Here is a 17713-nt window from a genome sequence, read left to right as displayed (position 1 = left end):
GCTTCTTGTTTTATTATAATTCCAACAGAATAGGCTTAATTCTTCTTTAACTTTTTTCTCATTCGATCAAAGAAAGAACCATTCTGCTCCTCGTCTTTAACCATATCAGTCTTTGCACCTGAAACTGAATAACTATCTACCAGTGTTATCAGTTTTAGGTTACTTTTTACCTGTTCTAATGTTAATCCCGATTTGAAGGTAATGATTCGAACTTCACCAGGTAATAAATCGAAATAGTTAACATCAAACGCTGAATGCTGATCGTTGGCCAGTAACAGATATAGGTTTTTGGCTAATACATCAGAGCTTAGTTTTATTGAAAATTGCGATCCTGTCTGTTGGATTTCAGATTTAATAACCGGTTGTGGCAAGTTAAGAGCCTTAAGGGTATCTAGGTACAAAATGTTCTTCGAAACTGATTTACCCTCCACCAACAATTCCGCAACTAATAAATGTGAAGTTTTATCAACCTTTTGGAGGTGAATAGCAGTTGGCTCACTATAAACTACTTTACTTTTATTAGCTTCCAATTGAACAATTTCAGATTTTGACCAGACCTGATTTCCTTTAAAATCCATCAGTTTGAGTTTTAACTCGGCAGGTTTGCTTTCTTTTAAATCAGAAATGGCGTAAACAGACAATTTGTTATTCTCCATCTGAGGATCAACCAATACAGGAGTGAACGCATCTTTTACAAAGTATTGCAAAGCCTTCCATCGGCCATAATAATCGATACTACTCCATGATGCCACTGGCCAGCAATCGTTCAATTGCCAATATAATGAGCCCATGCAATAAGGCATGTTTCGACGATGAGCCTCAATGGCAAGCTTTATTCCCTCGGCCTGCAAAAGTTGTCCCACATATAAAAACGACTCAAAATCTTTAGGCGATTTATAATATCGGTCCATATAAGTTTTGATTAACCCATTGCCTTTATAACTCTTTTGATGAGCTTTCATCACGGCCGAATTAATATCGAAATCTTCGGATTTTGCAAACCGATTGATCGTTACAACATCAGGGAACGATTGAAACCCATACTCACTCATAAAGCGTGGGACATGAGTATTATAGGCTTCAAAAGGCATTTCGGCATGCCAAACACCCCAGAAATGGTTGTCTCCTCTTTTAAAATCTTCAACTTTCCCCCAGTTACTTATAGGTGATGAACCAAAGTAAAATCGGTTACTATCAAATCGTTCAACAGCTTGCGGCAATATCTCGTCAAAAACCTTTTTATACCCATTTATAAGTTCATTACTGTCTAGTTCGGAATAGTTATATGATTTTTGCCATCCCCAATTTTTCCAGGCGACTGCAATCTCATTATTACCACACCATAAGACCAAACTCGGATGCTTGCGTAAGCGTTTAATATTATATTCAGCCTCAGCTTTTACATTAGCCAAAAACGCCGAATCAGAAGGATACATAGTACAGGCAAACATAAAATCCTGCCAAATCAAAATACCATTTTCATCCGCAAGGTTATAGAACTCATCACTTTCATAAACGCCACCACCCCAGACACGTAACATGTTCATGTTTGACTGCTTTACATCTGCGAAAGTTTTTTGAAGCCTGTCGACAGTAACACGAGGCAGGAAACTATCCGACGGGATATAATTTGCCCCTTTCATAAATACCGGCACCCCATTTACCTTAACATAAAAGCTTTCTCCAATAGAGTCAGAAGCATTTACAACTTGAACGGTACGCAACCCCACATTTTGAACTGTACGGTCGCCTGCTTCATCTGTAAACACCTCCATCATCACTTTATACAGTTTTTGTTCACCTAAACCATTGGGCCACCACCGTTTTGGATTAGGTATCTGAAAGGAAACTTTTACATTCTGACGACCAGGAGTGAGGTATTGGTTCATGTAAACAGTTTCAAATTCATTATCAGGACTCGAAACCTTTAACTGAACCGTTTTGTCTAGATCAGATTCTAAATCGATAATAGCTTCCAGTGAAGCCTGATTGTTGTTTAAATATAGTTGTTGTACATGTGTATCAACGATCCGAACCTTGTTCCATGCATGCAATCGTACAGATTTCCAAATACCGGAGGTTACAAAACGTGGTCCCCAGTCCCATCCGTATTGATAAGGTGCTTTTCGGGTGAAAATGCTAGTTTTTATGGGTGATTGCTCATTATCTGCAGGATATTTAATTTTTGAAGCTTGATAAATAGGCATCGCTTTATTTACCGGAGAGTGAAAATAAACCCTCAATTTATTTTCTCCAGCTCTAAGAAAATGCCTTACTTGCACCTGATGGCCAATAAACATGTTATTGGAACTTAACACCAAAGAATCATTCACAAAAACATCGGCATAAGTATCAAGGCCTTCAAAATCCAAATCGATATTTTCGTAAGCATTTAACTCCTCATCAATATTGATATCGGTTTCATAGATCCAGTCCTTTTGCTCAATCCATTGAACTTCCTTTTCGTTTGTACGATAAAAAGGGTCTCCAATTACTTTATTGGCAAGTAAATCCGTATGAACCGTTCCCGGCACTTCAGCAGAACGCCACTGAGATGCATCAGCTTGTTTGAACTTCCAATTTTTGTTCAGTTCAATTGTTTTTACTGCTTGTCCCTTAACCATCGTTATGGAACATGCCACAATGGTTGTGAGAAGCAGTTTCCTGAAAAATTTCCTCATGTTTGGTATAACGTTTTTATCACTGCACAACTTGCTCTCAACAAGCTTTTTAGTTGCCACTTAACTGATTTAGCTTTTGATGCATTGCTTTTACTTTTTCAACATCAACTATTGCTTTTTCAAACTCCGATAATTGACCTTCCTTGCCCATTTTTATATTTGGATGCTGAAATTGCATTTCGGTTTTAACAAATTTCATTGCCGAAGAATGAAAGTGCCTAATTCCAGCCTCATACAGCAGTTTCATATTGTCAGCATTTACTCCGCTACCTGCCATAATATTTACTCTATTATCTGCTTGCTGAATAATCTGTCTAAGAACCTCAACACCCTCGACAGCAGTATTATATGTGCCGGATGTCAATATTCTTTTAATACCACAACCATATATCTTTTCCAAAGCATCAAAAGGATCTTTTGACATATCAAACGCCCGATGGAATGTTATATCCATTGGAGACGCCAATTCTACCAGCTGTTTAGTCCGTTCAACATCCACTGATCCGTCTGGCAATAAAAGTCCAATCACGACACCGTCAGCTCCTAGGCGTTTCGCTTCCAGGACATCACGTTTCATTACTTCGAACTCAATATCATTATAACAAAAGTCACCTCCACGCGGACGAATAATTACATATAGTTTGATATTGTCTGCCTTACGGGCTAAGGCTATAGTTCCACTACTTGGAGTCGTACCGCCATCCTGCATGCTATCGCAAAGTTCAACTCTATCAGCTCCGCCTTTTACCGCTTCCACCACCGATTCCGCCGAATAACAGCATATTTCTAAAGAAGATTCAGTCATTTTATTTCTTATGTTCTTACTTTAATCAATAAATTGCTTTAATACTCAATCGTCAATTCATCCATAAACATCCAGGCTATATTACCAGCCCCAGGGTGCCACCCCGGCAATTTCCCGGCATTCTCAACTTCTATTTTTATAAACTTAACCTTCTCCTTCGCATTATTTTCCTTTGAAAATTCCTTAATAACAATTTCTGGATGAGTTAAAGGCATTTCATTTTTTATTGTTCCTAAATCCACATAATTACTACCGTCTGCTGAAACCTTGAAACGTATACTCTTAGGAATAAAAATCCAAGACCCTGTATTCTCCATAAAACGAATATTGAGCTTCTTTATAGCGATTGGTTTTTCAAGTTCAATCGTTAAGCTTAACTGTCCATTGTCGGTTGCAAACCACTTTCCATCTCTGAAATCGTAAGAGCCTAAAGTGCCATCTAACAATATATCAGCCGTATTCTTGTAGGTATTTCCTGGTGTTACGTTTGACTTTATTTTTGGGAATGATCCTTTTGATGTTTTAACGATAGCCCTGGTAAAATTGATAGTTGAAGGCTCACTTTGATTACCGTCTTTATCGATAGCAACTGCATTGACAATAACACTTTTATTTACCTCAAACGGCTTGGTATATATTTTTGATGAGGAAGTTGGAACCGTACCATCCACCGTATAATAAATTTTAGCCCCTTGGGTCTCTGACTTCAATGTAATAAGTTTTTTCCCGAAAAAAATCGTTTTACCTGAAGCTTCATATGGCTTAAACATTAGCTTTTCGCCTTGCTTTTGGCTAACATTAATGGCTTGTACAGGACAGTCTTCAGGCTTTGTACCCCGAGAGTGATTCGGTTGATTCACCATTGAAAAAACAAATGCCCCCCCTTTAACCAAATCCTTATGCGTAACATACGTTTTTGAGTAGGGTTGATTATTTAGCAATGTCCCCTCTACGTAAATATTATCTTCGAAAACATCATTTGCTGAAATTGTAAATGATGTCTCAGAATCAGGGTTGAGGGTAACCGACTCAAACAGTGGACTCCCTAAAATATATTGTCCGGAAGCTGGATTTACTGGATAAAAACCTAAAGCCGAAAACACATACCATGCTGACATTTGTCCGCAGTCTTCATTTCCACATAATCCAGCCCTTTCAATGCTGTATAACCCATCCCTAATTTCATGTACTTTTTGCTGGGTCTTCCAAGGCTCGGCGGCATAGTTATATAAATAAGCAACATGGTGACTTGGTTCATTTCCATGTGCATACTGCCCAATAAGACCACTTACATCTAAAGCATGTTCATTATCTACCAGAGACTTTTGAGCAAACAAACTATCTAGCTTTGCTGCAAATTTTTTTGCTCCTCCATATAATTCCATCATCCCATTTACATCCTGTGGTGCAAAAAAACTATATTGCCAAGCATTTCCTTCTGTAAAGTCACCGCTTCCGAATATTGAAACCTGCATAGGATTAAAGTCAGGATTCCATTGCCCATAACTATTGCGACCACGCATAAAACCAACTGAAGGATCAAAAACATTACGATAATTTAATGCACGACCTAAAAAATATTCGTAATCATTTTGCTTACCCAATTTGAGCGCTACCTGTGAAATGCACCAATCATCAAAGGTATATTCCAGTTGTTTAGAAACTGAATTAGCTTCAAGCTCCCGGGGAATAAAACCATTCAGCTTGTAGTACTTTAATCCTCTGTCATCATCCAGTGCACTTTTTTTCATTGCCTCATAGGCCAGGCTTACATCAAGCGAGCCAATTCCTTTTAAAATCATATCGGCAATTACAGGGACAGCATGATAGCCAATCATTGTTCCGGTTTCATTTGAGGCAAGCTCCCAAATGGGCAGTCGACCGGATTGTTTATAATCATCTAATAATGACTGTACCATTTCAGTGTTCCTTTCAGGTGCAATTAAAGTAAACAAGGGGTGTAACGCTCTAAAAGTATCCCAGAGTGAGAAAACAGTATAGTGATTCGTAGTAGTTTTATGGATTTGCATATCCATTCCACGGTACTGCCCATCAACATCACTATAAATATTAGGGTGAATAAAGCAATGGTAAAGCGAAGTATAAAATATTGTTTTTTGCTTTACTTGAGAGGAATCCAGCGAGTCAACTGGCGCATTAACCTTTATTTTGCTCAACTGCTGTTCCCAACTATTTTCTGTTTGGGCTCTGATTTTTTCAAAATCCCATTCGGGAGCCTCGGCTTCCAAATTTTTACGCGCCCCTTCAACACTCACCGATGAAATGGCCACTTTAACCAAAATAGCCTCATTTTCTTTGGTTGTAAACCTGAAAATGCCTTTCACAGCTGTACCTTCCATTTTGCGACCATCAACAGTCATATCTTCGTCGTTGGCCACTGCAAATTTTTTAAAGGGCTTAGAAAACTTTATAATAAAATAAACATATTGGTCGTTTGCCCAACCTTTTGATCGTCGTAAACCAACAACTTCATCGTTACCACTTATTTGAATAAAACTCTCCCGCACATCATCAGAAATACCATGCTCCAAGTCGACCACGACATTACTCACTGATGATTTGGGGAAAATGTATTTATGTATGCCCACGCGGGTGGTCGTTGTCAATTCAGCTGTTATTTTATAATCATCCAGAAAAACACTGTAATAGCCGGGTGAAGCCTTTTCTGTTTCATGACTGAAACGAGAACGGTAGCCATCATTTGATTTATCTTTTGCTCCTGGTTGAACTTTCCAGGCTCCTATTGTGGGCATTAATAAAATATCACCATAATCTCCGCCACCGGTTCCACTCAAATGAGTATGTGAAAATCCAATGATAGAACTATCAGAGCTATGATACCCCGAACACCAATCCCAGCCTTCAGTCCCCGTGTCCGGACTCAATTGCACCATACCGAAAGGCACCGTTGCACCTGGAAAAGTATGCCCATGTGCGGCCGTACCAATGAACGGATTTACATAACTTATCAGTTTCTGACTGTAAGTAGAGAGGGTAATAGTACTTAACAAAACACAAAGTGAGGTTTTGATAAATGCTCGATTCATTATGAGTTTATTTGGTTTGATTCTTCTAAAATCGAGATTCTATTATAAAATGACAAAAGGAATAACACTTATTCCATTTTCATAAAAGTAGATACATTTGAAATGGCAGCAATTAAGCCTTATTTTTCCGTTTTTTTACCACAGGTAAATTGATATAAAATGTAGTACCAATACCGGCAACTGAGTTGAAACGAATCATTCCACCTGCATTTTCAATAGAGTTCTTCACAAAAGCAAGTCCAATACCCATACCCGAACTTTTTGTGGTAAAGTTGGGGGCAAAAACTTTCTCTCGAACCTCATCAGGAATCCCGCTACCCGTATCAGAAATGGTAATAGACACTTCATTTTCTGAACCAGTTAGATCTATCATAACCATTCCGCGCTCATCGGTCGGCATTGCCTGCAATGCATTTTTCACCAAGTTGTTGAACGATCTAAGTAACTGATCCTTATCAGCAAATATTTTAGTATTACTGTAATTCCATGAACGGAAAATCACTTCGGCACTTTCAGTTTCTTTAAAAATGTTAACTGTTTGTTCCAAAATTTCTTTCACATCAAACACTTCATTTTTGGTTTCAGGCATTTTGGCAAAACTAGAGAACTCTGAAGCAATAAAAGATAAACTGTCAATCTGCTGAACAAAACTCCTACTGAATTTTTCAAATTTCTGATCAAAGTTCGGGTCTTTGTCACGCCATGAACGCTCCAGGTGTTGAATTCCTAAGCGGAGAGGAGTTAACGGATTTTTGATCTCATGTGCAATTTGCTTTGCCATTTCTTTCCATGCGTTTTCGCGCTCCGACATGGCCAGTTTATGCGCGCTAACTTCGAGCTCGGCAATCATATTGTTGTACTCATGCACCATCGCTCCAATTTCATCGTTATTTTGCCATTCAATTGGTTTATTACGTCCAATCCGTGTGGTCTTAAAATTTTGCAGCAGCATTTCAAGCGGAGCTGTTATCGAGTTGGAAAACACAAATGCGATAATACCGATTGCTAAAAACACAAAAGAATAAACGTTAATAATAGAGCTCAAAAAGATTGATATTTTCCCTCTGTAGTCTTCTTCATTTTCAAAATAAGGGATATTGATGTACCCTAGAATCTTATTTTTTGAATTTATAATTGGGGCATATGCAGAAAGGTAATTTAATGTCCCTAGGGATTCTCTTTCTGTTATGTACTCTGTGAACCCATTTTTGGAAATATCATGAAACGGCCTTGGATTAATGTTTTCAGAGATCAATCCCCTATCAAATAGTTTTGGTTGTGTAGTACGAATTAGCCGACCATCAGGTCCATAAAGATTTACATCCGATGAACTGATATCAGCAAAAGAGGCAAACTTAATAGGAAACTCATTATCCAGTACCAATGAATCATCTTTAACCAGTTGTGCATTAAAATTCACACTAGCCAAATTGATCCTTTCAATGATTAACCCATTTTGTTGATCTCGGTATTGTTTCCGGACATTCAATAATGTAACCCAACCGATTACCAAAACTGAAGCCATTACAGCAATAATCATTGATAATTGAATCCGGGTTTTAAATAAGAGGTTGAAGGAATTTAATAGCTGTGTAAAATTAAACTGGCTAATGTTTTCATAATTCTCCTCCAGGTAAGTACCAATGTTTCTTAAGAAGAAAATTGCAGCTGCAAAAAGAATTGAGAAACCTAATATATATGAAAAGATAGCCAGATCAGTTAAAAAGTCATGATTTCTGCGGCTAACAATTATCTGTGTGTCTTGTCCAACCCGATAGACAAGGTGGTTAAAGTTGTTTAAGTTGAAAAAGTAGCTGTCTGTACTTTTAAAGTCGGATGTAAAATCTGAACTATTTGCTTTATATTGATAATCCCCTCTATTTATCATCAATTTGCCCTTATTATACAAGGCATATGAATAGTTTTCAAGTTCCCGATTTACGTTTACATTACTTTCCAATAATACCTGAGGATATTTGCTTCCTCTTTCTGCTAGTTTGGAACGAATATCAAAGAACAGCTTTGCCTCTGTTATTCCTTCTTTAATGCTTATTGCTCCTATGTATTGCTGAATACCCGGAATTCCTTTAGGTTGAAAGAGGGTGTCGGTCCCAGCAAGCGCCTGATTAAAATCGAGCCCACTATTTTTAAACAACAAACGTATGCTCGAGACCTCCTGATTGTCTAAGGTATCTGCAGGATTCTCAAGCGGATATGTGTTTACTTCGTAGCGAGAAAAATACCCTGTAAAATAAACCTTTTGCAATCTATCATTTAAAGCCAGCCTATTCTTTTCGGCAGAAAGAAAGTAATTAATTACAATTGGGTCTGTCTTTATTTTCCTTTTTATATCCGTAAAAACAATTTCGGCAATTGGGTCATGGGCATCCTCTAGTTTTAACGCTAATAACTTACGGTTTTCCTTTTCCTTTTCAGCTAAGAAAATATTTAAGTTTGATGCTATTATTGTTGAGAATATAAGCAAAACTAAAGTTCGTTCTGGAAAGGTGAGCACCGCCCTTCCTTGTTTTGTACTACGTTCAACAACCAAAAGAAAAAGTGCAATCAATAAGTAATAAACATTGTAGTTGCCTTTTAGAACAAAATAGATCGTTACAGCAAAGATTGACGTTGTAAATACAGCAAGCTTTTCATTCTCATGAAAGTTCAATTCCGCAAAAAACCTCACTATCAATATTGAAATAAGGAAAAATGTATATACTGTTATGCCTATTATAGTTAGACCAATAATGCTATATCCACTTATATCGAGTATCTCAGATAGATCAAACTCAATTTTGGAGTTCAAAATCAATCCTTCAAAGATATCGTACAGCAGTTTACAAAGCTGAAATATGAAAAACAGAAAAATACCCGAAACCGCATAGGCTGCTGTTTTGTGACCGAAGGATAAATCAATAGGCTTGATTTTTCTACTGTAATACCAAACAATGCCGAAAACCAGCAAAACATTTAGTAAAAGATCTCCTAATGAATTATTGGGATAAGATGAGGCGTAGATTGTAGGAGCGAACATTTCACTTCTGTAGAATTCGCCTGGAATAGCAAACTCTAACAATAACAATCGAAATCCAATCGGAACCACCACGATTAGTAAAAAGGCTTGCCATTTTTTCTGTCGCTCATAAAGCTGATTCCCAATAAAAACAAACAGAATAAATAAAATAAGAATCATTAAGCTCTCGATTACGATTTTCGGGATCGATATAGTTTGATCTCGACTAAAACTGTCTATTTTTAGTCCGAAAAGAACTATATCGGGCTCAATAACCACGTAAACAATCCGCTTCTCATCTAAGCTGGAAAGCTTAAAGTAATCCGGTATGTTAAGTTCTTCTGAAAATGTGTTTTTTAAGAAACTATTTTGAAACGAGTATTCTTTTTTCACCAGCATTAAAAACAAGCTGGAAATATTTTTATTGACCTTCTTATTTATGAAATACCAACCATTGGAGAGTTTCACAAATGAACTGCCACTTTTTATCTGACTTGGATTGTCAATAATTACATTGTTGCTAGTCCAAAAAATTAGATGGTCACCCTTAAACTGCAATAAATTAAGATTCTGATCTTTTAATTTTTGAATAATCTCAACAGAGTTAACGGCAGGGGAGTTTAAGTTTTTACCATCTATCGAGTATAGATAGAAACCGTCGATAAACTCCAGCTTTTCAGTCAGCAAACGTCCAACTCTGTTAGCTACCATTCTTAGCTCCGTATCGGGCTTTGAAAAGTAGCTAACAGTATAGTTTACAATAAACAGCGCACCAATTAGCGTTAATGTATAAAAAATAAACTTGGCGTTGCTTTTTAACATATTTTGGTTTTGGCAATCCTATATCCTTTTATCCCTCTAGATTCTCCATTTACCGACCTTTATCTCAAATAATAACCGAAGTATAATCAAAGAAATTCCGGAAACAGAAAATTAATACACTATTAAATTTAAAAAATAGCTGAACTTTTATAAAAAAACAAGTTTATTTCTACTCGTTATTTTTGAACAGGGCATAAAAAAAGCAGTCGTTGCTTTTCCGACTGCTTTTACTATATCTTAAAATTGATATTATTTTTTTGCGCTATCAACTGGAGCAGCAACAGGAGCTGCATTATTACCTGCAGGAAGTTTTGCAGGAGCTTGCGACGGCATGTTAGTATTATCAATTTGTTTTTGTATTGCCGACTCACCTTGCTCACCTCCACGGTTGATAAAGAAATTTGTAGAAAGACTTACAACCAAAAGGGCAATAACCAGTGACCAAGTTGCTTTCTCAAGAAAATCAGAAGTTTTTTGAACTCCCATCATTTGGTTGCTACCACCAAATGCTGAGCTTAAACCTCCACCCTTAGGGTTTTGTACCAATACAATTAATACCAATAAAATCGCTATTAAAATTGCTAAGATCACTAATGCCAAATACATCTTTCTATTTATAAATTAAAGTTCGTTTTCTTAATTAATTAGTTGACAACTTAGCTATTATGCTTAAGTTTCTCAATTTGAGCCGCAAAGTAAGTATTTTTTTCCGGATATTTCAAACACAATTTTTCGTATACCACAATTGCTTTTTCATACAAATGCTGATCTGCATATATTTTAGCCATTGTTTCGCTGACAATTGCCATTTCATCATTTGTGCTTTTTTCCGACTTATCTTCAAATGATATCTCATTCAACTGAACCGCTCTTATCATTGGCTCTTCCCTTATGAAGCGTTCAATTATCTGATCTTCTTTCTTCCGCAAATCAAACTCAATCACTACTGTTTGCTCAAGTTCATTTAGATTTGATACATGGAGTGCATTTTCCAAAAACTCTTTACCAATATCTGTAGTAACTACACGCTTAATTGGCACTGTTGTATCCACATGATCAGTCGCATAATTAACAGTATCCTGCACTCCTCTGATGCGACGAAGCCAGAAGGTAAAAGTATGAGGAAGTTTATCATCAATGCTTAAGGCTATCTTATTTTCGCCTTCTAATATGGTAGGCAGAGGCTCAAACACTTGAAGTGTTTCCTTTTTGTGAGGAATAACTGTATTTTCAGATTCTAGCTCTTCGCTCTTAACGGTTTCGGTTATAGAAGTATCTTTCTGTAATATTAGATTAACCGGAGTTTCTAAACTGTTTTTCCAACGATGAAATTCTGGCGGAGTGCTATAATCATCTTGCTCATCTTCTGACGCTTCATTAGACACCTTAATTTCTTCATCATGAACTAATGCTTCCGCATCCCGATAAGTTCCGGCAGGTTTTACATTTTGGAATTCTGTTGGTAACTGATCACTTACTTCAAAATAATCTTGAGGACTAACTGTTTCCGGCTGAATGGTTAGTGGTTCAAGCAAATCTTCAACTTCTGACTCGGCATTTAAAAAATCAATTGCCTCGTCATCTTTTATCAGGTTATCCTCAGCAACATTTGACTCAGTCACAAGTTGATTCTCATCAACTGACGTTTCAGTAAATATGTATGGTTTTTCTTCCTCCAAAACAGCTAAATCAGCAACTTGATTTAACGTAATGGGAGGGTTTAGAAAACAAAACAGGGCTTCTCTGCTTACTGCATAAGCCGCAGCTGTTCCTCTTAACGATTCATATTCGTTTGGGGCCAATTTCTTGGCCAACTTGGCACGCATAAAATGCAGGGTAGCACAATATGGATAGTTCAGCAATCCTTTACTTAGACTTTCTTCCATATTGTTCCCCAACTCAGCTGAGTTGCTCAATGAATTATTAAATATTCCTGCGTTCAAATTTTACCAGTTTGAGAATGCTCGATTATAAATATCAGTTGTTAACTTATCAATAATTGTTTGGTTAAGCTGTTGCTGTACCGATGCCAAGTTTTGCCCTTTTGGAAAGTTTTCAAATTGAGAAAACGACTGTTCAAAACTCTGCTTTTCATCTTTGGTGTTGGTACATTTTACTTGTACCGTTATGGTTAAACGGTTTTGTTCAGCAGCTCCAGTTGTTCCTTCCGAAGTAAAAGACACAGGTTCTACTCTGTATCCGATAATAGTTCCTTCAAAGTTCACATCACCTATGGAACGTGTCAATCCAAGTGGCGACTGGCGAGAGATTCTGTCTTTAAGTCCCTCAGTAAACTTTTGACTTAGGGTGGGATCTACTAATGGAGCTCTGTTTTCAAAAAACTGCACTGAATAGGTTTTAACTGTTGGAGGAATTGATGCTCCCGTAAATGAATAACACCCTGAAAGTGCATATGATAATAAAACTCCAAGAGTAAGAAATATTATTTTTCTCATTCCAATATTTAACACAAACGTGCAATTTACACTATAAATTTAGCTCTTTAATTTTACGATATAGGGTTCTTTCAGAAATACCTAATTCTGAAGCGGCATATTTCCTTTTACCTTTATGTTTTTTCAGAGCCTTCTTGATTAAATCTGCCTCCTGATCGTTTAGAGACAGACTTTCCTCCACCTCTTCAGCGATATTTATTGGATGATATTGCGACTGAGGGACAACAGGAGCTACAACGGGCTGTATATTTAATGGCGTAGCAATATCAATATTCTCATCTTCAAACGGTCGGACGTCGCTATACAATTTGGTAATAATCTGAGGATTTGACTGCACAATGTGACTAATCCCTTCAGGATGTTGAATAATTTCAACTACCAGTTTCTTTAAATCAGTAATATCTTTTCGCATGTCGAACAACACCTTATATAAGATGTCTCGCTCAGAGAAGTCATTCGTTGAGTTACTTTCTTTCCGTAACATAGGCAACGTGGTTGACTGCTCTACCGGAAGGTAATGTCTCAAAGTAACACCGTCCACCTCCCGATTCTTTTCTAATACGGCAATCTGTTCAGCCAAGTTACGCAACTGACGCACGTTTCCCGGCCATGAATAATCTTCAAGGATTTGACGAGCATCTTCTGTTAACTGAACCGAAGGGCTGCGATACTTCTCACTAAAATCAGCTACAAATTTCCTGAACAGCAAGTAAATATCTTCTTTACGTTCACGTAATGAAGGAATTCTTAATGGGACAGTATTTAAGCGGTAATACAAGTCTTCTCTGAACTTTCCATTTTGCACAGCTTCAAAAACGTCAACGTTGGTAGCTGCAACAATACGAACATTAGTTTTTTGCACTTTTGAAGACCCCACTCGTAAGTATTCACCAGTTTCTAAAACACGCAATAAGCGCGCTTGTGTTCCCTGTGGTAATTCAGCAACCTCATCCAGAAAAATTGTCCCTCCGTTTACTACTTCGAAATAACCTTTACGGTCATCAACAGCATTGGTAAACGAACCTTTCACATGGCCGAATAATTCAGAATCAACTGTTCCTTCGGGAATGGCACCACAGTTCACAGCGATAAACGGTCCATGTTTACGATGACTCAGATTATGTATAATGTGAGAAAACGCCTCTTTTCCAGATCCGCTTTCACCGGTTATAAGAACAGAAATATCGGTAGGAGCCACTTGTCCGGCAATATCAATTGCCCTGTTCAGCAATGGCGAATTACCAATAATCCCAAATCGTTGTTTAATTTCTTGTACGTTCATTAAAGATTACAATAATGAAGAAAGACTGAAAAATATTTTTCAGTTTTATATATTATTAATGAGTCAAATTAGAAACCAATGAGTTTTTAGAATGATGATTGAACTGACTAGGTGAGTCTAAATAAATTCTTTCATTTGGTCACCGATAATACAATCATCAATTCACTCCATTACTTTACTAACGTTCCTATCAGCGTGGCAGAGGTGCAACGTTCAACCAATACGTTTACATAATCGCCTGGTTTTATATTTTCTCTTACCGGGAAGATTACCATTGCATTCTGATCATTTCTTCCGCAGTAATCCTGATCCGATTTTTTAGAAAATCCTTCCACCAATACTTTCTGAACTTTGCCTATCTGTGCTTCGAGTTTTAATTTAGACAGTCCCAGCTGCTTATTGATAATCTCCGTCAACCTTCTGTTCTTCACTTCAGCAGGAATATCGTCGGCTAATTTTTTGGCAGCAGGAGTTCCCGGACGCTCTGAATACATAAACATATAGGCAAAATCATACTGTACAAAGTCCATCATTGAAAGCGTATCTTTATGTTCCTCTTCAGTTTCAGAGCAGAACCCAGCAATAATGTCGGTAGAAATTGCACACTCAGGAATAATTCTACGAATGGCTTCAACACGCTCCATATACCATTCACGATCATAGGTGCGGTTCATCAGCTCTAAAACGCGGCTGTTACCAGACTGAACAGGAAGGTGAATGTATTTGCAAATATTCTCATACTTACCCATGGTAAACAACACCTCATCGGTAATATCTTTAGGGTGAGAAGTTGAAAAACGAATTCGAATTTCAGGACTTACCAGAGCCACTCGTTCTAACAGTTGTGCAAAATTCACTTTCTCAGAACCGTCTTCACTTTGCCATTTGTAAGAGTCTACGTTTTGACCTAGTAAAGTTACTTCTTTGTAACCGCTGTTATATAAATCTGTTACTTCCTTTACAATTGAATGTGCATCACGGCTACGCTCACGCCCACGCGTAAATGGAACTACACAAAACGAACACATGTTATCACATCCTCGCATAATTGAAACAAAAGCTGAAATACCGTTACTGGTAAGTCGAACAGGATTAATGTCGGCATAAGTTTCTTCACGAGAAAGCAACACGTTAACGGCCTTATTTCCTTCATCAACACGTCCGATCAGATTAGGCAAGTCTCGGTAAGCATCCGGCCCTACAACAATATCCACCAATTTCTCTTCTTCCAAAAACTTCGCTTTTAGTCGCTCAGCCATACATCCCAATACTCCAACAACCATATCTGGCTTCCGAACCTTAGCAACAGCAAAGTCTTTTAAGCGGTTACGAACACGTTGTTCAGCATTTTCACGAATAGAACAGGTATTGATAAAAATCACGTCCGCTTCTTGATAGGTACCGGTGGTTTCAAAACCCATATCAAGCATAATGGAAGCTACAATCTCCGAATCAGAGAAGTTCATCTGGCAACCGTAGCTTTCAATATAAAGTTTACGTCCGTTATTTTTACCAGATTGATTTTCTAACAACAACGCCTCGCCCTGACGCGCTTCATCATGCTCCTTAACCGTAATGCCCGAGTTAAACATATCTCTTCTCTTTTTATTAATCTAAACGTCCTCTTACTTCCAGTTAGTCTATTCTTTATTAACTGATTACCAACTGTGTTTCAAAAAAATAAGACGGCAAAAATAAGCATTTACCCCGACAAATGACACTTTGGCAGTAAGATTGTCTTTACTAATTATTAAATTACGCACTGAGTATAGACAAATGCCTGAAAAAAAACGAAAAACTCTTTATTGGTTGGCAGGAATAATTGTTTTTATATTGCTCACTATGGGCAGCATTGTGATTTTTTATGCTTATCATTATGAACACATTTTAAAAACGAAGCTTCAGAAAGAGGTTTTTGAAAAATCAAAAGGCTTATACCGACTGGAGATGGACCGGGTAATAATAAGACCTTTTATCGGTAAAATTAAAATAAACCAACCGCGATTACTGCCTGACACCAACCGTTATAATCAATTAAAGGAATTGTCCTTGGCGCCTCCTTCGCTATATACTGCTTCTTGTAAAACAATTCAGTTAAGTAACGTTAATTTATGGGATTATTTCAAATACAAAAAGCTATCTATACGGCTTTTACTAATCGAACAACCTAAACTGGTTTTGGTTAAAGATTTAAATATCCAGTTGACCAAAACAACAAAACCGATTGAAAATCTTTATCAAATGATAGCTTCTTTGTTTAAGGCAACTCAACTTAGAGCAATCAAAATCATTGACGGCGATTTTACTTATAATCGCAAAACCCAAAACAAAACCACTTCAATTCACATAAACAAATTCACCATTGAGGCTGACGATTTCCTAGTTGACTCTGTGTCCGAAATGGATACCACTCGATTCTTTTATTGTAAAAACATTCAAGTTCAGGTTGCAGATTATAATTACTTAACGCCCAATAATCGCTATTCATTTAGCATTGGTCAGTTTAACCTCTCAACAAGTGATTCCAGTATAACCCTCGTCAATGTAAACCTAACCCCGAGGTTTAAAAAGGAAGTCTTTGCACAAAAAGCAGGCGAACAAACCGACTGTTTCACGCTAACTACTGATTCAGTTTACTTAAAAGGTGTTCAACTTAGAACTTTACTTTTTGATGAACGCATTCGAGTAAAAAATATAGAAATAATTAAGCCTCAATTTGAATCCTACAGAGACAAGAATGTGAAGCGAAAGAACTTTAAAGAGAAACTATTATTCCATCAGATGCTTCAGCAACTACCCCATGAGGTTTTAATAGCCAATCTTAAAATTAAAAACGGCTACATCAACTATGAAGAGGTACCTGAGAAAGGCAAACAAGCTGGAGCAATTTATTTCACCAATCTTTATGCTGATTTCACAAACATTAACAATATAATAAGTACGTCAATACCCAAAAACATCAATATAAATGCTCAAGCATTTCTAATGGGTTCAGGTGATTTACATGTTAAATTCATCCTTCCCGTGAACCCTTCGGAAAAAACTTTTAAAGTTAACGGTTCATTGAAAGCAATGGACATTGACAGAATGAACACGGCTTTAGAAAAGCTGGCTTATATACGAGTAAGAACGGGAAGGGTTAATCAACTGAATTTTGACATCACAGCCACTCCTGACGTATCAAAAACTCATTTAAAGTTTCTGTATAGTAATTTGGAATTGCAGCTATTAAATAAGCAAACAGGAACTACTGAGCGCCAAGGGCTTGCATCAACACTTGTTAACGCTTTAATTATTGATGAGAGCAACCCTATTGCGGGCCTTCCTCCTCGTATTATTAATGTTTCCTATCATAGAGATAAAACAAGGTCTGTGTTTAATTTTTTATGGAAAAGTTTATTCATGGCTATAAAACCGGCTGTTGGAGTAACCGCTAAAAAAGAAATCAAAATTGCAGACCTGAAAACAAAGTTCGAAGCGTATAAAAATAAGTCAAAACGAAAGCGTGAAGCACGAAAGTTACAGCAGGAGCTTGAAAAGCAATCCAATCGAAAGTAACACAATGATGAATACTGGGCTTTTT

Annotated in this window: 10 protein-coding genes; 1 reads left to right on the top strand and 9 read right to left on the bottom strand. The window is 37.2% G+C overall.

The features are described 5' to 3' along the window. Positions 1 to 35: 35 nt before the first annotated feature. From L2B55_RS02515 to miaB, 9 genes are all read right to left on the bottom strand, one after another. Positions 36 to 2681 (bottom strand): beta-mannosidase, encoded by a 2646-nt coding sequence (locus tag L2B55_RS02515; protein ID WP_237848718.1) that lies wholly within the window; start codon positions 2679 to 2681, stop codon positions 36 to 38. A 49-nt stretch (positions 2682 to 2730) separates the two neighbouring features. Next, positions 2731 to 3486, bottom strand: coding sequence for a copper homeostasis protein CutC (locus L2B55_RS02510; protein WP_237848717.1), 756 nt, complete (start codon positions 3484 to 3486; stop codon positions 2731 to 2733). 38 nt (positions 3487 to 3524) lie between these two features. Further along, a complete protein-coding gene (locus L2B55_RS02505; protein WP_237848716.1) occupies positions 3525 to 6554 on the bottom strand; it encodes a GH92 family glycosyl hydrolase in 3030 nt (1009 codons plus the stop codon). A 112-nt stretch (positions 6555 to 6666) separates the two neighbouring features. Continuing rightward, on the bottom strand, positions 6667 to 10392 hold the full coding sequence (locus L2B55_RS02500) for a sensor histidine kinase (protein ID WP_237848715.1): 3726 nt from the start codon (positions 10390 to 10392) through the stop codon (positions 6667 to 6669). 249 nt (positions 10393 to 10641) lie between these two features. Beyond that, complete coding sequence (gene secG / locus L2B55_RS02495) at positions 10642 to 10998, bottom strand: preprotein translocase subunit SecG (protein WP_237848714.1); 357 nt, start codon at positions 10996 to 10998, stop codon at positions 10642 to 10644. Between the two features lie 50 nt (positions 10999 to 11048). After that, positions 11049 to 12335, bottom strand: coding sequence for a hypothetical protein (locus tag L2B55_RS02490; protein ID WP_237848713.1), 1287 nt, complete (start codon positions 12333 to 12335; stop codon positions 11049 to 11051). Between the two features lie 3 nt (positions 12336 to 12338). Beyond that, the gene (locus L2B55_RS02485; protein ID WP_237848712.1) at positions 12339 to 12848 is read right to left on the bottom strand and encodes an LptE family protein; all 510 of its coding nucleotides are present in this window, start codon (positions 12846 to 12848) and stop codon (positions 12339 to 12341) included. A gap of 31 nt (positions 12849 to 12879) precedes the next feature. Then, positions 12880 to 14130, bottom strand: coding sequence for a sigma 54-interacting transcriptional regulator (locus L2B55_RS02480; RefSeq protein WP_237848711.1), 1251 nt, complete (start codon positions 14128 to 14130; stop codon positions 12880 to 12882). A gap of 170 nt (positions 14131 to 14300) precedes the next feature. Beyond that, positions 14301 to 15722: a tRNA (N6-isopentenyl adenosine(37)-C2)-methylthiotransferase MiaB gene (miaB, locus tag L2B55_RS02475; RefSeq protein ID WP_237848710.1), complete on the bottom strand. Its 1422-nt coding sequence runs from the start codon at positions 15720 to 15722 to the stop codon at positions 14301 to 14303. Between the two features lie 184 nt (positions 15723 to 15906). On the opposite strand from miaB, the gene L2B55_RS02470 reads away from it, so the two are divergent. Further along, positions 15907 to 17688 (top strand): hypothetical protein, encoded by a 1782-nt coding sequence (locus tag L2B55_RS02470; RefSeq protein ID WP_237848709.1) that lies wholly within the window; start codon positions 15907 to 15909, stop codon positions 17686 to 17688. Positions 17689 to 17713: the final 25 nt, after the last annotated feature.

It is taken from the genome of Solitalea lacus (assembly GCF_022014595.1).
Lineage (GTDB): Bacteria > Bacteroidota > Bacteroidia > Sphingobacteriales > Sphingobacteriaceae > Solitalea > Solitalea lacus.
Note: the sequence above shows the minus strand (reverse complement) of the source record. Positions and strands in the feature narration are given on the sequence as shown.

What these genes read in the sequence shown, in the direction of transcription:
- L2B55_RS02515 (WP_237848718.1), bottom strand. Translation starts at nt 2,681, where the DNA reads ATGAGGAAATTTTTCAGGAAACTGCTTCTCACAACCATTGTGGCATGT.
- L2B55_RS02510 (WP_237848717.1), bottom strand. Translation starts at nt 3,486, where the DNA reads ATGACTGAATCTTCTTTAGAAATATGCTGTTATTCGGCGGAATCGGTG.
- L2B55_RS02505 (WP_237848716.1), bottom strand. Translation starts at nt 6,554, where the DNA reads ATGAATCGAGCATTTATCAAAACCTCACTTTGTGTTTTGTTAAGTACT.
- L2B55_RS02500 (WP_237848715.1), bottom strand. Translation starts at nt 10,392, where the DNA reads ATGTTAAAAAGCAACGCCAAGTTTATTTTTTATACATTAACGCTAATT.
- secG (WP_237848714.1), bottom strand. Translation starts at nt 10,998, where the DNA reads ATGTATTTGGCATTAGTGATCTTAGCAATTTTAATAGCGATTTTATTG.
- L2B55_RS02485 (WP_237848712.1), bottom strand. Translation starts at nt 12,848, where the DNA reads ATGAGAAAAATAATATTTCTTACTCTTGGAGTTTTATTATCATATGCA.
- L2B55_RS02480 (WP_237848711.1), bottom strand. Translation starts at nt 14,130, where the DNA reads ATGAACGTACAAGAAATTAAACAACGATTTGGGATTATTGGTAATTCG.
- miaB (WP_237848710.1), bottom strand. Translation starts at nt 15,722, where the DNA reads ATGTTTAACTCGGGCATTACGGTTAAGGAGCATGATGAAGCGCGTCAG.
- L2B55_RS02470 (WP_237848709.1), top strand. Translation starts at nt 15,907, where the DNA reads ATGCCTGAAAAAAAACGAAAAACTCTTTATTGGTTGGCAGGAATAATT.